16 protein-coding genes are annotated in these 15,556 nt (G+C 74.7%); 10 read left to right on the top strand and 6 right to left on the bottom strand.

What is annotated here, in order from left to right:
- Position 1: 1 nt before the first annotated feature.
- The 3 genes from KPF47_RS18665 to KPF47_RS18655 are packed head-to-tail and all read right to left on the bottom strand — an operon-like array spanning position 2 to position 2,241.
- Positions 2–628: a DAK2 domain-containing protein gene (locus KPF47_RS18665; RefSeq protein WP_224390038.1), complete on the bottom strand. Its 627-nt coding sequence runs from the start codon at positions 626–628 to the stop codon at positions 2–4.
- Positions 625–1,641 (bottom strand): dihydroxyacetone kinase subunit DhaK, encoded by a 1,017-nt coding sequence (locus KPF47_RS18660; RefSeq protein ID WP_224390037.1) that lies wholly within the window; start codon positions 1,639–1,641, stop codon positions 625–627. Before KPF47_RS18660 ends, KPF47_RS18665 begins: the two co-directional genes overlap by 4 nt.
- Before the next feature lie 27 nt (positions 1,642–1,668).
- Positions 1,669–2,241, bottom strand: coding sequence for a TetR/AcrR family transcriptional regulator (locus tag KPF47_RS18655; protein ID WP_224390036.1), 573 nt, complete (start codon positions 2,239–2,241; stop codon positions 1,669–1,671).
- Between the two features lie 106 nt (positions 2,242–2,347).
- Between KPF47_RS18655 and egtA the strand changes: the two genes are divergently transcribed.
- The 6 genes from egtA (at position 2,348) to egtD (ending at position 8,815) form a co-directional block, all read left to right on the top strand.
- Complete coding sequence (egtA, locus tag KPF47_RS18650) at positions 2,348–3,679, top strand: ergothioneine biosynthesis glutamate--cysteine ligase EgtA (RefSeq protein ID WP_224390035.1); 1,332 nt, start codon at positions 2,348–2,350, stop codon at positions 3,677–3,679.
- 152 nt (positions 3,680–3,831) lie between these two features.
- Positions 3,832–5,121, top strand: coding sequence for an ergothioneine biosynthesis protein EgtB (egtB, locus tag KPF47_RS18645; protein WP_374108870.1), 1,290 nt, complete (start codon positions 3,832–3,834; stop codon positions 5,119–5,121).
- A complete protein-coding gene (egtC, locus tag KPF47_RS18640) occupies positions 5,114–5,989 on the top strand; it encodes an ergothioneine biosynthesis protein EgtC (protein WP_224390033.1) in 876 nt (291 codons plus the stop codon). The genes egtB and egtC overlap by 8 nt, the downstream gene beginning before the upstream one ends.
- The gene (locus KPF47_RS18635) at positions 5,965–6,807 is read left to right on the top strand and encodes an IS5 family transposase (protein WP_224386276.1); all 843 of its coding nucleotides are present in this window, start codon (positions 5,965–5,967) and stop codon (positions 6,805–6,807) included. The genes egtC and KPF47_RS18635 overlap by 25 nt, the downstream gene beginning before the upstream one ends.
- Before the next feature lie 140 nt (positions 6,808–6,947).
- Positions 6,948–7,790 (top strand): IS5 family transposase, encoded by an 843-nt coding sequence (locus tag KPF47_RS18630; protein ID WP_224386276.1) that lies wholly within the window; start codon positions 6,948–6,950, stop codon positions 7,788–7,790.
- A gap of 35 nt (positions 7,791–7,825) precedes the next feature.
- Positions 7,826–8,815: an L-histidine N(alpha)-methyltransferase gene (egtD, locus tag KPF47_RS18625; RefSeq protein ID WP_224390032.1), complete on the top strand. Its 990-nt coding sequence runs from the start codon at positions 7,826–7,828 to the stop codon at positions 8,813–8,815.
- Here egtD and KPF47_RS18620 read toward each other — a convergent pair.
- On the bottom strand, positions 8,802–9,614 hold the full coding sequence (locus KPF47_RS18620; protein WP_224390031.1) for an AraC family transcriptional regulator: 813 nt from the start codon (positions 9,612–9,614) through the stop codon (positions 8,802–8,804). The genes egtD and KPF47_RS18620 overlap by 14 nt on opposite strands.
- Positions 9,615–9,670: 56 nt before the next feature.
- Between KPF47_RS18620 and KPF47_RS39725 the strand changes: the two genes are divergently transcribed.
- Both KPF47_RS39725 and KPF47_RS18610 read left to right on the top strand, forming a co-directional pair.
- Positions 9,671–10,243, top strand: a complete 573-nt coding sequence (locus KPF47_RS39725; RefSeq protein WP_305080448.1) for a class I SAM-dependent methyltransferase — start codon at positions 9,671–9,673, stop codon at positions 10,241–10,243.
- A gap of 9 nt (positions 10,244–10,252) precedes the next feature.
- Entirely contained in the window at positions 10,253–10,708 is a 456-nt protein-coding gene (locus tag KPF47_RS18610) for a cupin domain-containing protein (protein WP_224390030.1), read from the top strand.
- Here KPF47_RS18610 and KPF47_RS18605 read toward each other — a convergent pair.
- Positions 10,650–11,165 (bottom strand): hypothetical protein, encoded by a 516-nt coding sequence (locus KPF47_RS18605; RefSeq protein WP_224390029.1) that lies wholly within the window; start codon positions 11,163–11,165, stop codon positions 10,650–10,652. The two genes, KPF47_RS18610 and KPF47_RS18605, sit on opposite strands and share 59 nt — an antisense overlap.
- A 97-nt stretch (positions 11,166–11,262) precedes the next feature.
- Positions 11,263–12,555 carry an NtaA/DmoA family FMN-dependent monooxygenase gene (locus KPF47_RS18600; protein ID WP_224390028.1) on the bottom strand — a complete coding sequence of 431 codons (1,293 nt, stop codon included), beginning with the start codon at positions 12,553–12,555 and terminating at the stop codon, positions 11,263–11,265.
- 891 nt (positions 12,556–13,446) lie between these two features.
- Here KPF47_RS18600 and KPF47_RS18595 point away from each other — a divergent pair.
- Positions 13,447–14,298 carry a mycofactocin-coupled SDR family oxidoreductase gene (locus KPF47_RS18595; protein ID WP_224390027.1) on the top strand — a complete coding sequence of 284 codons (852 nt, stop codon included), beginning with the start codon at positions 13,447–13,449 and terminating at the stop codon, positions 14,296–14,298.
- Positions 14,299–14,321: 23 nt separating this feature from the next.
- Positions 14,322–15,509 (top strand): iron-containing alcohol dehydrogenase, encoded by a 1,188-nt coding sequence (locus KPF47_RS18590; protein ID WP_224390026.1) that lies wholly within the window; start codon positions 14,322–14,324, stop codon positions 15,507–15,509.
- Positions 15,510–15,556: the final 47 nt, after the last annotated feature.

The raw sequence follows: 15,556 nt of genomic DNA, 5'->3' as shown, positions 1-15,556 counted from the left end.
ATCAGGAGCGGCCCGCCAGCGGGTCCGCCACCTCGGCCCCGGGCTCGGCGACCTCGGCGACCGCGGCGAACAGCAGCGCGACGCCGACCGCACCGGGGTCGGGTGCCCCCTTCGCCCGGTCGCCCAGGTAGGACGCACGCCCGTGCCGTGCCGAGAGGTCCGCGGTCCGCTCCGCGCCGTCGAGGGCGGCGGCCGCGGCGGCGGCGTACCCGTCGCGGCCCAGCGCGGTCACCGCCGGGGCCAGCGCGTCGACCATCGTCCGGTCACCCACCTCGGCCTCGCCGACCCGCTGGATCGCGGTCAGCCCGGCCCGGGCGCCGGCCGCGAACGACGCCGCGTCGGCCGGGCCGTGGGCCAGGGCGCGGGCGACCTCGGAGAACAGCAGGCCCAGCAGCGGACCGCTGGTGCCACCGACCTCGTCGAGGAAGACCTCGCCGAGCGCACCGAACCCGCGTTGCGGCCCGCGCTGCGCCAGCGCGACGGCGAGCCGGACCCCGGCGCGCAGGTTGTCGCCGTAGTCGCCGTCGCCGGAGTGCTGGTCGAGGTCGGTGAGCGTCCCGTGGCCGTCGGTGACGGCCCGGGCGAACCGGGTCAGCACGGCGTCCTGGTCCAGCGGCTGGTCGGTCACGATGTCTCCGTCCGGGGGAAGGCGGCCGTCTGTGCCGGGGCCGACCACAGGCTCGTCCACGCGGGGCGCATCCGGGTCAGGGTCAGCGAGAACCCGGCCATGTCCAGGGCGGGCACGAAGGTGCCGACGAGCAGGCCCGCCCGGTCCAGCCCACGCCGCTCCAGCGCGGCGGAGGCGAGTTCGGCCAGCACGTAGAGCTCCAGCAGCGCGGTACCGCCCATCCCGTTGACGACGAGCACGACGCCGGCGTCGCCGGACGGGGCCGGGGCGGGCAGGCCGTCGACGATCTCGCCGACCATCCGCTCCACGAGGTCCTCGGTGGACGGCCGGTCGATCGAGCGCCGGGCACGTTCGCCGTGGATGCCGACGCCGTAGTCGAGCTGCCCGTCGAGGGCGAACGCGGGCTCCCCGGTGCGGGCCGAGCTCTGGGCGCGGGAGGCGACGGCGAGGCTGCGCGAGGCGGCGGCGACCTCGGCCCCGAGCGTCGCGACCTCGGTGAGCCCGGCGCCGCCGTCGGCGGCCGCGCCGAGGATCTTCTCGACGACCACGGTCGCCCCGGTCCCGCGGCGCCCGGTGGCGGTGTCGAGGCCGTCGGTGGCCAGGTCGTCGTCGACCAGGACCCGGGCGACGTCGACGCCCTCCATCCGCAGCCGTTCGGCGGCGATCCCGAAGTTGATGCGGTCGCCGGTGTAGTTCTTCACGATGTGCACCACCCCCTCGGGGCCCGCGGCGGCCCGGGAGGCGTGCAGCACGGCCTTGTTGTGCGGGGAGGTGAACACCGGGCCGGGGGCGACGGCGTCGAGCATGCCGCGGCCGAGGAACCCGGCGTGCAGCGGCTCGTGGCCGGAGCCCCCGCCGGAGACCAGCCCGACCCGTCGGCCGGGCGCCCGGTGCCGTGCGACCAGGTGGATCGGGTCCTCGTGCAGCGTGACGAGGTCGGCGTGGGCCCGGGCGAACCCGCGGACGGCGGCGGGCACGGGGTCGTCGCCCGCCGGGTGGAAGGGAAACGGCATGGGGCCGATCATGTCGGCCGTGGCCGGTCAGCGCATCAGCGGCGCGCGGACGGCGTTCTCCACCAGGTCCAGCACCGGGCCGAGGTCGTCGGCGGGGAGCCCCATCGCCAGGTGCGAGACCAGACCCTCCAGCACCAGCTCCAGGTACTGGGCCAGCACCGGGACCGGCACGTCGTCGCGCAGCGCCCCGGCGGCGGCCTGACGCTCCAGCCGGGCCCGGGTCGCCGAGGTCAGCGCGCCGGAGTGCTCCTGCCAGCGGGCGCGGAACTCCGGCTCGGTGCGCAGCCGCCGCGACACCTCCAGCCGGGTGCCGAGCCAGCTGCGGTCCGAGCCGTCGCGCAGCAGGTCGCGCATGACCTGCACCAGGCCCTGTTCGGCGACGACGTCGGCCATCCGGGTGGCGTCCTGCTCGGCGAGGGCCAGGAACAGCGCCTCCTTGTCCCGGAAGTAGTGGAAGATCGCGCCCCGGGACAGCCCGGTGTACTCCTCGAGCCGGCGGACGGTGGCGCCCTCGTAGCCGTGGTCGGCGAAGCAGGTCCGGGCACCGGTGAGGATCTGCTGCCGGCGGGCGGCGAGCTGGTCGGTGCTGACACGGGGCATGCCCCCATTATTGCAGTACGTGTGTACTGCAAGGTGCGACGCGTGTGATGCGAGCCGGTCGTTGCAACGCGTGCGGGTGTCACACCCCGGGGGTAGCGTCGACCGGGTGACCCTGGACCACCAGAGCACCGACGGGGTGCTCCGCACCGTGGGAGAGGCCGAGGCCTACGTCGCCTCGGTCTGCTTCAAACACGGGCCCCCGGCACTCGTCGGTGTCGAGACCGAATGGATGCTCCACCGGCCGGCGGACCCGGCCGCACCGGTGGACCTCGACGCCCTGCGGGCCGCGCTCGGCCCGCACACCCCGGCCTCCCTGGACCCCGCCTCGCACGCGACCCCGCTGCCCGGCGGGGGCACCGTCACCGTCGAACCCGGCGGCCAGGTCGAGATCTCCAGCGCCCCCGCGGCGTCCCTCACCGCCCTCGTCGACGACCTCACGGGCGACGCCGCGCACCTGCACCACCTGCTCGCCCGCCACGGGCTGCACCCGCACGCACGCGCCGCGGACCCGGTCCGACCCGCCCGGCGGCTGCTCGACCTGCCCCGCTACGCGGCCATGGAGTGCGTGTTCGACGGCGTCGGCCCGCACGGTCGCAGCGGCATGTGCTCCACCTCGGCGGTGCAGGTCAGCCTGGACGCCGGCCCGGCCGACCGGATCGCCGAGCGCTGGGCGGTGCTGCACGAGCTGGGCCCGGTGCTGCTCGCCGCGTTCGCGAACTCGCCGGTGCAGCACGGGCGCCGCACCGGGTGGAAGTCCTCCCGGCAGGCCTGCTGGCTGAGCCTGGACCCGGTGCGCACCGCGCCCCCGCCCGCCCCGACGCCCGGCACGGACCCGGCCGCACTCTGGGCACGCCGGGTGCTCGCCACCCCGCTGCTGTGCGTGCGTGGCACCGGGAGCTGGGCCGTGCCGGCCGGGGTGACCTTCGCCGACTGGGTGTCCGGGCTCGCCCGGGGCGGCGTGCTGGACCGGCCGCCGACCCAGGCCGACCTGGACTACCACGTGTCCACACTGTTCCCGCCGGTACGCCCGCAGGGCTACCTGGAGGTCCGCTACGTGGACGGCCAGCCCGGCCAGGACTGGGCGCTGCCCGCCGCGGTGCTGCTCGCGCTGACCACCGACACCGTCGTCGACCGGGTCCGCGCGGCCTGCGAGCCGGTCCGCGACGCGTGGGTCGCCGCCGCCCGCGACGGCCTGGACCACCCCGGCCTCGCCGCCGCCGCGGCGGAGGTCTTCCCCCTGGCCCACGAGGTGCTCGGGGCAGGCCCGCACCCGCTGACCACCGCCCCCGGGCCGCTGCTGGACCGGCTGCGCGAGGTCACCGAGCAGCGGGTCCTGCGCGGCCGCTGCCCCGCCGACGAGGCCGACCCGGCCGAGCGCGACGCGGGCCCGGTCGCCGACCCGTTCCCGCCGGGGCTGTACCTGCCCGCACCCACCTAGCACACCCGGACCGGTCGAGAACCCGGCCGACCCGGTGACGCCACCACCCGGACCACCCGAGCCGCCGAGGAGGACGTGGCATGACCGCCGACCCCACCGTTCCGACCGGACCCCTGACCGGGCCCGCGACGCCCGGGGAGAGCCCGGAGACCATGCGCACCCGGGTCGCCGCCCTGCTGGAGCGCTCGCGGGGCCGCAGCACCGCGCTCACCTCTCTCGACGACGGTGAGATGCAGGCCCAGCACTCCCCGCTGATGTCGCCGCTGGTCTGGGACCTCGCCCACATCGGGTCGATGGAGGAGCTGTGGCTCGTCCGCGACGTGGGCGGCCGCGAGCCGCTGCGCCCGGAGATCGACGGCCTCTACGACGCGTTCCAGCACTCCCGCTCCTCGCGGGTGCAGCTGCCGCTGCTGACCCCCGCCGAGGCCCGCGGCTACGTCGCCGAGGTCCGCGACAAGGCTCTCGACGCGCTGCACCGCAGCCCCCTGCGCGGTCGCCGGTTGGAGGCCGAGGGCTTCGCGTTCGGCATGATCGTGCAGCACGAGCAGCAGCACGACGAGACCATGCTCGCCACCCACCAGCTCCGCGCGGGCGGCCCGGTGCTCGACGCCGCGCCGCCGCCCCGCCCGGCCGGCGCGGTCGACCGGGCCGCGGAGGTCCTGGTCCCGGCGGGGCCGTTCGAGATGGGCACCTCGGCCGAGCCGTGGGCGCTGGACAACGAGCGGCCCGCGCACGTGGTGGACCTGCCGGCCTTCCGGATCGACGTGCACCCGGTGACCAACGGCGCGTTCGCCGCGTTCGTCGACGCCGGCGGCTACGACGACCCGCGGCTGTGGACCGACGCGGGCTGGGCGGCGCGCACCGCCGACGAGCTCGTCGCACCGCGGTTCTGGTCCCGGGACAGCGACGGCACCTGGTGGCGGCGCCGGTTCGGCGTCCTCGAGCGGCTGCCCGACGACGAGCCGGTGGTGCACGTGTCCTTCCACGAGGCACAGGCCTACGCCCGCTGGGTGGGCAAGCGGCTGCCCACCGAGGCCGAGTGGGAGAAGGCCGCCCGGTACGACCCGGCGACCGGCCGGTCGCGGCGCTTCCCGTGGGGAGACGACGAGCCCCGCGCCGAGCACGCCAACCTCGGCCAGCGGCACCTGCAGCCGGCCCCGGTCGGCGCCTACCCGGCGGGCGCCTCCGCGCTCGGCGTCCAGCAGATGGTCGGCGACGTCTGGGAGTGGTGCGACTCCGGCTGGCACCCCTACCCCGGGTTCACCGTGTTCCCGTACCCGGAGTACTCCGAGGTGTTCTTCGGCGGGGACTACGCGGTGCTGCGCGGCGGTTCCTTCGGCACCGATCCGGCCGCGATCCGGGCGACCTTCCGCAACTGGGACCACCCGGTCCGCCGGCAGATCTTCTCGGGGTTCCGGCTGGCCCGCGACGCCGGTGTGTAGGCACCTGGCGTACCTGGGACCGCCGGCCACGCTGGCGTCGCTGATCCTGGAGCCGGAGCACGGGCTGCTCGCGCAGTCCTACGCCCCGGCCGACATGCGCGGCGGCGGCACGATCAACGCCGACGGTCACGGCACCGGCTGGTACCCGCCCGGCGCACAGGCGCCGGTGCGGGTCCGGTCCGCGGTCCCGCTGTGGTCGGACACCTCGTTCGCGGCGCTGGCGGGGGCGACGACCTCGGGCGCGGTGCTCGCCGCCGTCCGTTCGGCGACGGTCGGGATGCCGGTGACGGCGACCGCGCCCGCCCCGTTCACCGACGGGCGGTGGCTGTTCAGCCACAACGGCGTCGTCCGCGGCTGGCCGGACTCGCTCGCCGCGGCCGCCGCCACGCTGCCGGTGACCGACCTGATGACCCTCGACGCCCCGACCGACGCGGCGCTGCTGTGGGCGCTGGTCCGGCGCGGGCTCGCCGACGGGGCCGACCCCGCCGACCTGCTGGCCCGGGTCTGCGCGGACACCGAGCGGACCGCGCCCGGCTCGCGGCTGAACCTGCTGCTCACCGACGGTACGACGGTCTGGGCGACCGCCTGGCGGCACGCCCTGGCCGTGCGCACCACCCCCGACGCGGTCACCGTCGCCTCCGAGCCCACCCACGCGTTCCCCGACTGGACCCGGGTGCCCGACCGGCACCTGGTGGTGGCCCGACCGGGCCACCACGAGAGTCACGATTTAGAGGTCGCGCGGATTGGTCACAGCTTGGCCGCGGTCGAGTGTCTGGGGGCGAGGGCGGGTACGGGCCTGCCGATCATGAAGTTATCTACGCTTCGTGATCGTCTGGAGGCCGCGTGCCCACCCTGCCATCATGGCTGACCGAGCCGTTGTGGGACCAGTTCACCGCGCTGCTGCCTCATCGAGACGAGTTCGATCCCACCCATCCGCTGGGCTGCCATCGCCGCCGGATCGCGGATCGGATCGTGTTCGACAAGCTCCTGCAGGTACTGCGGTTCGGCTGCTCGTATGAGGGCATCGCTGACAGCACCTGCTCGGCGACCACCATCCGCGATCGTCGTGACGAGTGGATCAGGCTCGGGGTCTTCGCCCAGCTGCGTCGGATCGTCCTGGACGCCTACGACCGCATCGTCGGTCTGCTGCTGCACGACATCGCCGTCGATGGCGCCATCACCAAGGCCCCCGGCGGCGGCGAGGTCGCCGGTCCGTCGCCGGTGGACCGGCGCAAACAGGGTATGAAACGTTCGGTGCTCGTCGAGGGATACGGCATCCCGCTGGGCCGAGTCCTGGCCGGAGCCAACCGGCACGACTCCCCGCTACTGGGCCCCACCCTCGACCGCCTCGATGCTCTCGGCCCGCTGCCCGACGACATCACCGTGCACCTCGACGCCGGCTATGACTCCGGCAAGACCCGCGACACGCTGGCCGAACGAGGCCTGCACGGCGAGATCGCGCACAAGGGTGAGAAAGCGCCGATCCAGGCCACCCGCCGCTGGCACGTCGAGCGGACCAACGCTTGGCACAACAGCTTCAACCGGCTGCAGCGCTGCTACGAACGACGAGAAATCGTCGTCGACGCGTTCTTCGACCTCGCCGACACGATCGTCACACTCCGTAGCTTGATTCGGCAGGCCTGGACCACACACCGCTGGAACGCCCGACCTGCACGACGTCCATGATCACCAACCAATCCGCGCGACCTCTTAGAGGTCGCGCGGATTGGTCACAGCTTGGCCGCGGTCGAGTGTCTGGGGGCGAGGGCGGGTACGGGCCTGCCGATCATGAAGTTATCTACGCTTCGTGATCGTCTGGAGGCCGCGTGCCCACCCTGCCATCATGGCTGACCGAGCCGTTGTGGGACCAGTTCACCGCGCTGCTGCCTCATCGAGACGAGTTCGATCCCACCCATCCGCTGGGCTGCCATCGCCGCCGGATCGCGGATCGGATCGTGTTCGACAAGCTCCTGCAGGTACTGCGGTTCGGCTGCTCGTATGAGGGCATCGCTGACAGCACCTGCTCGGCGACCACCATCCGCGATCGTCGTGACGAGTGGATCAGGCTCGGGGTCTTCGCCCAGCTGCGTCGGATCGTCCTGGACGCCTACGACCGCATCGTCGGTCTGCTGCTGCACGACATCGCCGTCGATGGCGCCATCACCAAGGCCCCCGGCGGCGGCGAGGTCGCCGGTCCGTCGCCGGTGGACCGGCGCAAACAGGGTATGAAACGTTCGGTGCTCGTCGAGGGATACGGCATCCCGCTGGGCCGAGTCCTGGCCGGAGCCAACCGGCACGACTCCCCGCTACTGGGCCCCACCCTCGACCGCCTCGATGCTCTCGGCCCGCTGCCCGACGACATCACCGTGCACCTCGACGCCGGCTATGACTCCGGCAAGACCCGCGACACGCTGGCCGAACGAGGCCTGCACGGCGAGATCGCGCACAAGGGTGAGAAAGCGCCGATCCAGGCCACCCGCCGCTGGCACGTCGAGCGGACCAACGCTTGGCACAACAGCTTCAACCGGCTGCAGCGCTGCTACGAACGACGAGAAATCGTCGTCGACGCGTTCTTCGACCTCGCCGACACGATCGTCACACTCCGTAGCTTGATTCGGCAGGCCTGGACCACACACCGCTGGAACGCCCGACCTGCACGACGTCCATGATCACCAACCAATCCGCGCGACCTCTTAGGAGCTCCGTGAGCACTCCCGGCGCCATCCAGCTGGACGTCCACCTCTCCGAATCCGATGCGGGCACCGCGCTGCGGTCCGACGTGCGCCGCGGGTTCGCCGCGTCGCCCAAGGAGCTGCCGCCCAAGTGGTTCTACGACGCCCGCGGGTCCGAGCTGTTCGAGCGGATCACCGAGCTGCCCGAGTACTACCCGTTCCGCACCGAGCGGGCGCTGCTCGCCGACTCCGTGGACGACATCGCCCGCGCCTCGGGGGCGGACACCGTCGTCGAGCTGGGGTCGGGGTCCTCGACCAAGACCCGGCTGCTGCTCGACGCGTTCGCCCGCGCGGGGACGCTGCGCCGCTACGTCCCGCAGGACGTCAGCGAGTCCGCGCTGCGCGGCGCCATCGACGAGCTGCACCGCGACTACCCGGAGCTGGAGCTGCACGGGGTGGTCGGCGACTTCACCCGTGACCTGGACCGGCTCCCCGGCGCCGACTCCGGGGGCAAGCGGATGATCGCCTTCCTCGGCGGCACCATCGGCAACCTGATGCCCGGGCCGCGGCAGGACTTCCTGCGCCACGTCCGGTCGGTGCTGCAGCCCGGTGAGCAGCTGCTGCTCGGTACCGGGCTGGTGACCGACCCGGCCGTGATGGTCCCCGCCTACGACGACGCGGCCGGGGTCACCGCGGAGTTCAACCGCAACGTGCTGCACGTGCTCAACCGCGAGCTCGACGCGACCTTCGACGTCGGCGCGTTCGACCACGTCGCCGTGTGGGACGCGGAGAACTCCTGGATCGAGATGCGGCTGCGCGCCACCCGGGACATGCGGGTCCGGATCGCCGACCTGGACCTCGACGTCGACTTCGCCGCGGGGGAGGAGCTCGCGACCGAGATCTCGGCGAAGTTCACCCCGGCGACCGTCGACGGGGCCGCCGCCGCCGCGGGCTTCACCACCACCCGGCGCTGGACCGACCCCGACGACCGGTTCGCGCTGAGCCTGCTCACCGCGGGCTGACCCCCGGCGGTGCTGCGCCTGCCCGGCGCAGCACCGCCGACGGCGTCGTCCCCGTCTCCCGGCGGAACGCGGCGACGAACGCGCTGGGCGTGGCGTAGCCGACGTGCCGGGCGACCGCGCCGACCGGCCGTCCCGCGGCCAGGAGCTCCAGCGCGAGCCGCATCCGGGCCAGCGTGCGCCAGCGGCCGGGGCCGACACCGGTGCCGTCCCGGAACAGCCGCGACAGGGTGCGCTCCCCGGCACCGACCGCACGCCCCCAGGCCGCGAGGTCCCGGTCGTCGGCCGGGTCGCCGAGCAGCGCCAGCGCGACCGTACGGGCCCGTGGGTCGGCCGGGACGACCAGCCGGATCGCCGCTCCCGGCCCGCCGGCATCGCGGGCGGGGACGAGCCGGTCGAACAGCACCCCCTCGGCGCGGGCCCGCGCCGGCGTCGCCGGTCCCGGCTCGGCCAGGTGCTCCAGCAGCGCGGCGACCAGCGGCTCGACGGCGAGGACGCAGGGGGTGTCCCAGCCGATCGGGCACCGGTCGGGCCACAGGTAGACCCCGCGCATCGCCGCGGTCTCGGTGGCGGCGGTGGTGTGCGCGACCCCGGCCGGCAGCCACAGGGCCCGCCCCGGGCCCAGGACCCAGCTGGTGTCGCCGACGGTCACCCGCAGGACCCCGGCTGCCGCCCAGGCCAGCTGGTGTGCGGGATGGCTGTGCTCACCGAACGCGTGCCCACGGTCCAGCGCGATGCGCGAGACGAGCACGGCGGCACCCGGGACGTCCGGCACGTGGCCGGGCAGGCCGGAACGCGACACGATCCGGCAGACTACCGACTCCCGGCCACCGCCGGGCCGGACCTAGCGTCGCCGCCATGGCGATGAACGCTCTGCACCGACGGATCTGCCGCTCCGACTCCTGGGCCGACCGGATGCACGGCACGACGCTGCCGTGGGCCACCCGTGACGTCGACCTGGGCGGCGAGGTGCTGGAGATCGGGCCCGGCTACGGCGTCACCACCCGCTGGCTCGCGCCCCGTGCCGGGGCGCTCACCGCGGTGGAGGTCGATCCGGTACTGGCCGCGGACCTGCGCACCGGGCTCGGACCGGAGCTCGGCGTCGACGTCCGGCACGGCGACGGCGCGGCACTCCCGTTCCCGGACGACAGCTTCGACGCCGTCGTCTGCTTCACGATGCTGCACCACGTACCGACACCGGGGGAGCAGGACCGGCTCTTCGGCGAGGCGGCACGGGTGCTGCGCCCCGGCGGGACGTTCGCCGGGATCGACTCCCGGGCGACGCTGCGGTTCCGGGCGATCCACGTCGGCGACACCATGACCCTCGTCGACCCGGCGACGTTGCCACGACGCCTCGGTGCCGCCGGGCTCGCGGGTGCGGCGACCGAGCTGGGGGCGCGGTCGTTCCGGTTCCGCGCGGACCGCGGCTAGGGTCGGTCCATGAGCACCGACTGGCGCCACGACGGCGTCCGCGTCATCCCCGGCGACATGCTCGACACGAACACCCCGCAGACCCCGGGCATGCACCGGGCCGCGGCGGTCACCGGGGACCGGGTCGGGGCGCAGCGGCTGTGGGCGGGCACCGTCACCATCCACCCCGGCGCCCGCACCGGCGCGCACCACCACGGTGAGCTGGAGAGCGTCATCTACGTCGTGCGCGGCCGGGCCCGCATGAGGTGGGGCGAGAACCTGGAGTTCACCGCCGAGGCCGGGCCCGGCGGGTTCATCTTCGTGCCGCCGTGGGTGCCGCACCAGGAGATCAACGCCCTCGACGACGAGCCGCTGGAGTGCGTGCTGACCCGCTCCGGTCAGGAGCCGGTCGTGGTGAACCTCGACATCACCGGCGTCGAGCAGCCCGAGCACGTGCCGTGGATCGACCCGCTGCACCGCTCCTGAGCAGGGTGACCGCCACGGTCACCAGGAGCGCCACCGCCAGCACGGTCCCCAGCACCAGGTCGATCACCGGCCATGCCCGCGGTGACGGGTCGGCCCCCAGCGTGAACACGGCCAGCGGGTCCACCAGCCGGCCGCGGTAGGCCAGCAGCGTCGCCGGGCCGAGCGCCAGTACCAGTCCCACCACCCGTCCGGCGGTGCTGGCCGGGCCCGGGTGGCGCCGGCCCCGCACCGCGGAGGCCGCCAGGAGCACGAGTCCGGCCAGGACAAGCGGGAGCCAGCCGCGCCACAGGCCGACCGGCAGCACCGGCACCGCCGTCCCGCCCCGGTGGACCAGGCCCGGCACCTGCTGGGCGACGAGCAGCACGGCAGCGGCGCCGGCGACGACCGGGGTCGCCCGGGACGGCTTCCCGGACTGCTTCGGCTCCCCGGACGACGTCCCGGACGACACGGCACTCACGGCCGGTGACGATACGGGCCGCCGCCACGGGTCGGGTGCCGGCGTGCGGAGGGAGTCCGGGGCCGTGCCGCCCCCGTACCCCGGCACGGACCCGGTCTCACCCCGTCGGCGCGATCCGGCGTGCCCGCGGGACGGGAACGGGCAGACCGAGGTTCTCGCGCAGCGTCGTCCCGGAGTAGTCGTCGGCGACGATCCCGCGGCGGCGCAGCTCGTGGAGCAGGCCGTCCACGACGAACTCGTGCTGCCGGGGGTCGGCCAGCCCCTGCAGCGAGATGACGTCGAGGACACCGGCCCGGAACCGCTCCTCGACGGCGTCGGCGAGCTGCTCGGGGGTGCCCGCGGCGGCCCAGTGCCCGGTGTCCTGTGCCGCGATCACCAGCTCGCGCAGGGTGTACCCCTCCCGGACGTAGCGGGCGAAGATGTCCACCCGCCCGCGGCGCCGGTGCACCGACCGGACGTCGGGCAGCAGGGACTCGGGGATCGGCGCGTCGAGCGGCAGCTCGGCCAACGCGGTGGGCTCGATCCCACCGAGCATGTCGGCCACCTGCGCGCGGCCGCGGTCGAAGTCGATCGCCTCCCGCCGCGCGCGCACCGCCCGCAGGGCCTCCTCCTCGGTGGCGCCGTAGGTGGCGTGGAACGAGCTGAAGATCAGGGGGAGTCCGCCGGGCCGTCCGAGCCTGCCGGCCTCGGCGCGGATCGCGCGGGTGAAGTCCAGGGCGATGTCCAGGGTGGGCAGCGAGGTGAAGACCACCTCGGCGTAGCGCGCGCCGAGTGCCCGGCCCGCCTCGGACTGCCCGGCCTGGATCTGTACCGGGCGCCCCTGCGGCAGCGGCGGGATGTTGAGCGGGCCCGCCACGTCGAAGAACCGGCCGGTGTGGTCGATCGGGTGCACCCGCTCGGGATGCAGCACCGCCCGCCCGTCCGGGCCCCGGGAGAGCGCGTCGGCGTCCCAGCTGTCCCACAGCGCGTTGACGACCTCGAGGGTCTCGGCGGCGCGGGCGTACCGGTCCTCGGGGCCGGGCAGCCCGCCGGGTCCGAAGTTCTCCTCGCCGAGCGACGACGTGACCAGGTTCCAGGCCGCGCGCCCGTTCGACACGTGGTCGAGCGTGCCGAACAGGCGGGCCAGGTTGTACGGGTGGTGGAAGGTCGTGGAGACCGTCGCGATGAGCCCGATGCGCGAGGTCACCTGGCTCAGCGCGGACACGAACACGAGCGGCTCCTGGGACCCGATCGCGCCCTGGGCGCCGAAGCGGAGCAGGTCCGCGGTGAACAGGGCGTCGATCCGGGCGGCCTCGGCGAGCCCGGCGACCCGCACCGCGGTGTCCAGGGTGGACCGCCCGGGGTCCAGGGCGAGGTCGTAGGTCTCCGCCACGCCGCCGGCTCCGGTCACCGTGCGGAGCGTGCGGGGCGGACGGGCGCTCACCGCGACCCCCGGAGCCGGAGGGGCCGGACGCGGGCGGGGACACCGGCGCCGTGCGCCGGGGGCACGGTAGCCGGCACCGTGCGGGCGGGCCGCGCCGGTCGGCCGGTACCGGGAGCGGGCGCGGCGGTGCCGCGGGATGTGGCGGGCATGAGGGTCCTTCGGTCGTGCGGTCGGGGAACGGGCTGTGGTCAGCCCCGACAGCACGCCCCCGAGGTGCGCACGAAGTCCACGTGGCGACGCCGGACGGCGACGAACATCCGGTCCTCCCTCGTCCCGTGGCGCCACCACCCGCACCGACGGCCGGACGGTGCTGTGGTGTCGCCGACCCGACCTCTGCCGGCGGGCGGGCCTGCGGACCCGACACAACCCGGGCGGTACCCCGGTGTCAAGGCGGGGTGCGGACCTGCGGCGGCCACCGCGGTGCGGGACCGGGCGGGCGCCGACCGGGGGAGCGGGCCTCCGCACCCGGAACCCGGCACCGGAGCTTCGTCGCCCCGCAGCGGGCCGGGTCAGGGCCGGCTGCGCCGCGACCGACCACGCACTCGCCGTGCTGAGCCGTGGCGGTGCGACCGCGGCCGAGATGCGTGCCGTCGTCGCCGTCGCCCTGGTACCGGTGGAGCGGGCTCTCGCAGCGGGGTCCGGCGGGGGTGGTCGGTGGTCGCGCCGACACACGGACCTCGCCGCACCCCACCGCCGGCGCGCAGCCGGACGCGGTCCGCCGGTGGTGGTCGCGCCACCACCATCAGCAGTGACTTCCGTCCTCCCGGCCCGAGCAGCAGAGTCGATCTCCATCACCCCCTGCCACCGCCGACAGGAGACCGCGATGGAGCCGTCCGAACAGCGTCCCGGAGCCCGGCCGTGAGCGGGCGGCTGTCGGGCAAGGTCGCGTTCGTCACCGGCGCCGCCCGCGGGCAGGGCCGGGCGCACGCCGTCCGGTTCGCCGAGGAGGGGGCCTCGGTGGTCGTCGTCGACCATGCCGCCCCGATCGACAGCGTCCCCTATGCCCTCGCCGGTCCCGAGGACCTCGAGGAGACCGCGCGCCTGGTCGAGAAGCACGGCCACGGGGTCCTGGGGGTGCGGGCCGACGTCCGTGACCTCGCCGCGCTGGAGTCGGCACGCGACGCGGCCCTGCATCGCTTCGGCCACATCGACGTGGTCGTGGCGCACGCCGGCGTGGGCAGCTTCGGGCCCGCCTGGGAGCTGACCGAACAGCAGTGGCAGGACGTGGTCGACGTCAACCTCACCGGGACCTGGAAGACCGTCCGGGCGGTCGTCCCCTCGATGATCGAGCGCCGGGAGGGCGGGTCGATCATCCTGACCAGCTCGGTCGCGGGACTCGTCGCGTTGCCGAACCTCGCGCACTACACGGCGTCCAAGCACGGTGTCACCGGTCTCATGCGGGCACTCGCCGCCGAGCTCGCGCCGCACCTGATCCGGGTGAACTCCCTGAACACCACCACGGTGGACACCCCGATGATCGACAACCCGCCGACCCTGCAGGCCTTCGCGCCCGGTCTCGCCGAGCCCGACCGGGCCGCCGCCGCCGAGGCGATGAAGGGGCTCAACGCCCTGCCGGTCCCGTGGGTGGACGTCGCCGACGCGAGCAACGCCGTCCTGTGGCTGGCCTCCGACGAGGCCCGCTACGTCACCGGGGCGACCCTGTCCGTCGACGCCGGCGCCGCCCTCACCTACAAGGTCCCGCACACCTGAGCACAGGGCCCGAACGGAGCGTCATGAGCCCGACGTCCTTCCTCGTCCCGCCGGTCGACACGGTCACCTACGGGGCCGGCGCGTTCGACGAGATCAGCAGCCGGGTCGCCGGTGTCGGTGGCAGCCGGGTGATGGTGATCCTCTCCGGGTCGCTGGCCGGCGGCCCGGTCGAGGAGGCGCTGCACGCCCGCCTCGGACCGGCCATCGCCGGGGTCTACGCCCGGACCCGCCAGCACGTGCCGCGCTCGTCGGTGCTCGAGGCCACGGAGATGGCCCGGGACAACCGCGCGGACTGCGTGCTCAGTGTGGGCGGCGGCACCCCGATCGACTGTGCCAAGGCGGTCGCGCTGGCCCTGCGCGCCGACATCCGGCGGCCCGAGGACTTCGACCACCACCGGGTCCGGTTCACCTACCCCAGTACCTACGAGGTGCCTCCGCTCGAGGGTGACGTCGTGCCGCACGTCGCCGTGCCGACCACCCTGTCCGGCGGGGAGCACACCGGGCTGTGCGGGGTGACCGACGACGCGACCCGCGCGAAGGACGCCTACACCAGCCCGAAGCTCCAGCCCCGGGCCGTGATCCTCGATCCGTGGGTCTCGGCCGGGACACCGGGCTGGCTGTGGGCGGCGTCCGGGATGCGCGCGGTCGACCACGCGGTGGAGGGCATCCTCTCCGCCCGGCACATGCCGATGACCGACGCGCTCGGCGCGGGCGCCCTGCGTCTGCTCTCCGAGAACCTGGAGACGAGCTCGACGGATCCCGGTGACGAGCAGGCCCGGACCGCGTGCCTGCTCGGTACCTGGCTGTCGATCTTCGGTCTGACCAACGTCGGCGTGGGCCTGTCCCACGGCATCGGGCACCAGCTCGCCGCCGAGTTCGACATGATCCACGGAGTGACCTCGGCGATCATGCTGCCGTCGGTCATGGAGTTCACCAGGGCCCGGACCCTGCCCCGCCTCCGGCTGGTCGCCGAGGCGATGGGTGTCGACACGCGCGACCTGTCCGCCGACGCCGCCGCGGACGCCGCGATCGGTGCGGTCCGCGACCTGGTGACCCGGCTGGGCGTACCGGACCGGATCTCGGCCGCGGGGGGCCGTCGCGAGGCGCTGCCCGGGATCGCCGACCACGTCATGGGCGACGCGGCGGTCGCGGCCAGCCCCCGGCCCGTGACCCGTGCCGACATCCTCGCGCTGCTCGACGCCGCGTTCTGACCCCACCGGCACCTCCCACCCCGCAGTGCGAGCAAAGGAGCTCCACG

This window comes from Pseudonocardia sp. ICBG1293, from assembly GCF_020131355.1.
Lineage (GTDB): Bacteria > Actinomycetota > Actinomycetes > Mycobacteriales > Pseudonocardiaceae > Pseudonocardia.
This window is presented reverse-complemented; position numbering and strand designations above follow the sequence as displayed.

Coding starts and splice junctions, on each gene's coding strand:
- KPF47_RS18655 (WP_224390036.1), bottom strand. CDS start 2,241: ATGCCCCGTGTCAGCACCGACCAGCTCGCCGCCCGCCGGCAGCAGATC.
- egtB (WP_374108870.1), top strand. CDS start 3,832: ATGCGCACCCGGGTCGCCGCCCTGCTGGAGCGCTCGCGGGGCCGCAGC.
- KPF47_RS18660 (WP_224390037.1), bottom strand. CDS start 1,641: ATGCCGTTTCCCTTCCACCCGGCGGGCGACGACCCCGTGCCCGCCGCC.
- KPF47_RS18610 (WP_224390030.1), top strand. CDS start 10,253: ATGAGCACCGACTGGCGCCACGACGGCGTCCGCGTCATCCCCGGCGAC.
- KPF47_RS39725 (WP_305080448.1), top strand. CDS start 9,671: ATGGCGATGAACGCTCTGCACCGACGGATCTGCCGCTCCGACTCCTGG.
- KPF47_RS18590 (WP_224390026.1), top strand. CDS start 14,322: ATGAGCCCGACGTCCTTCCTCGTCCCGCCGGTCGACACGGTCACCTAC.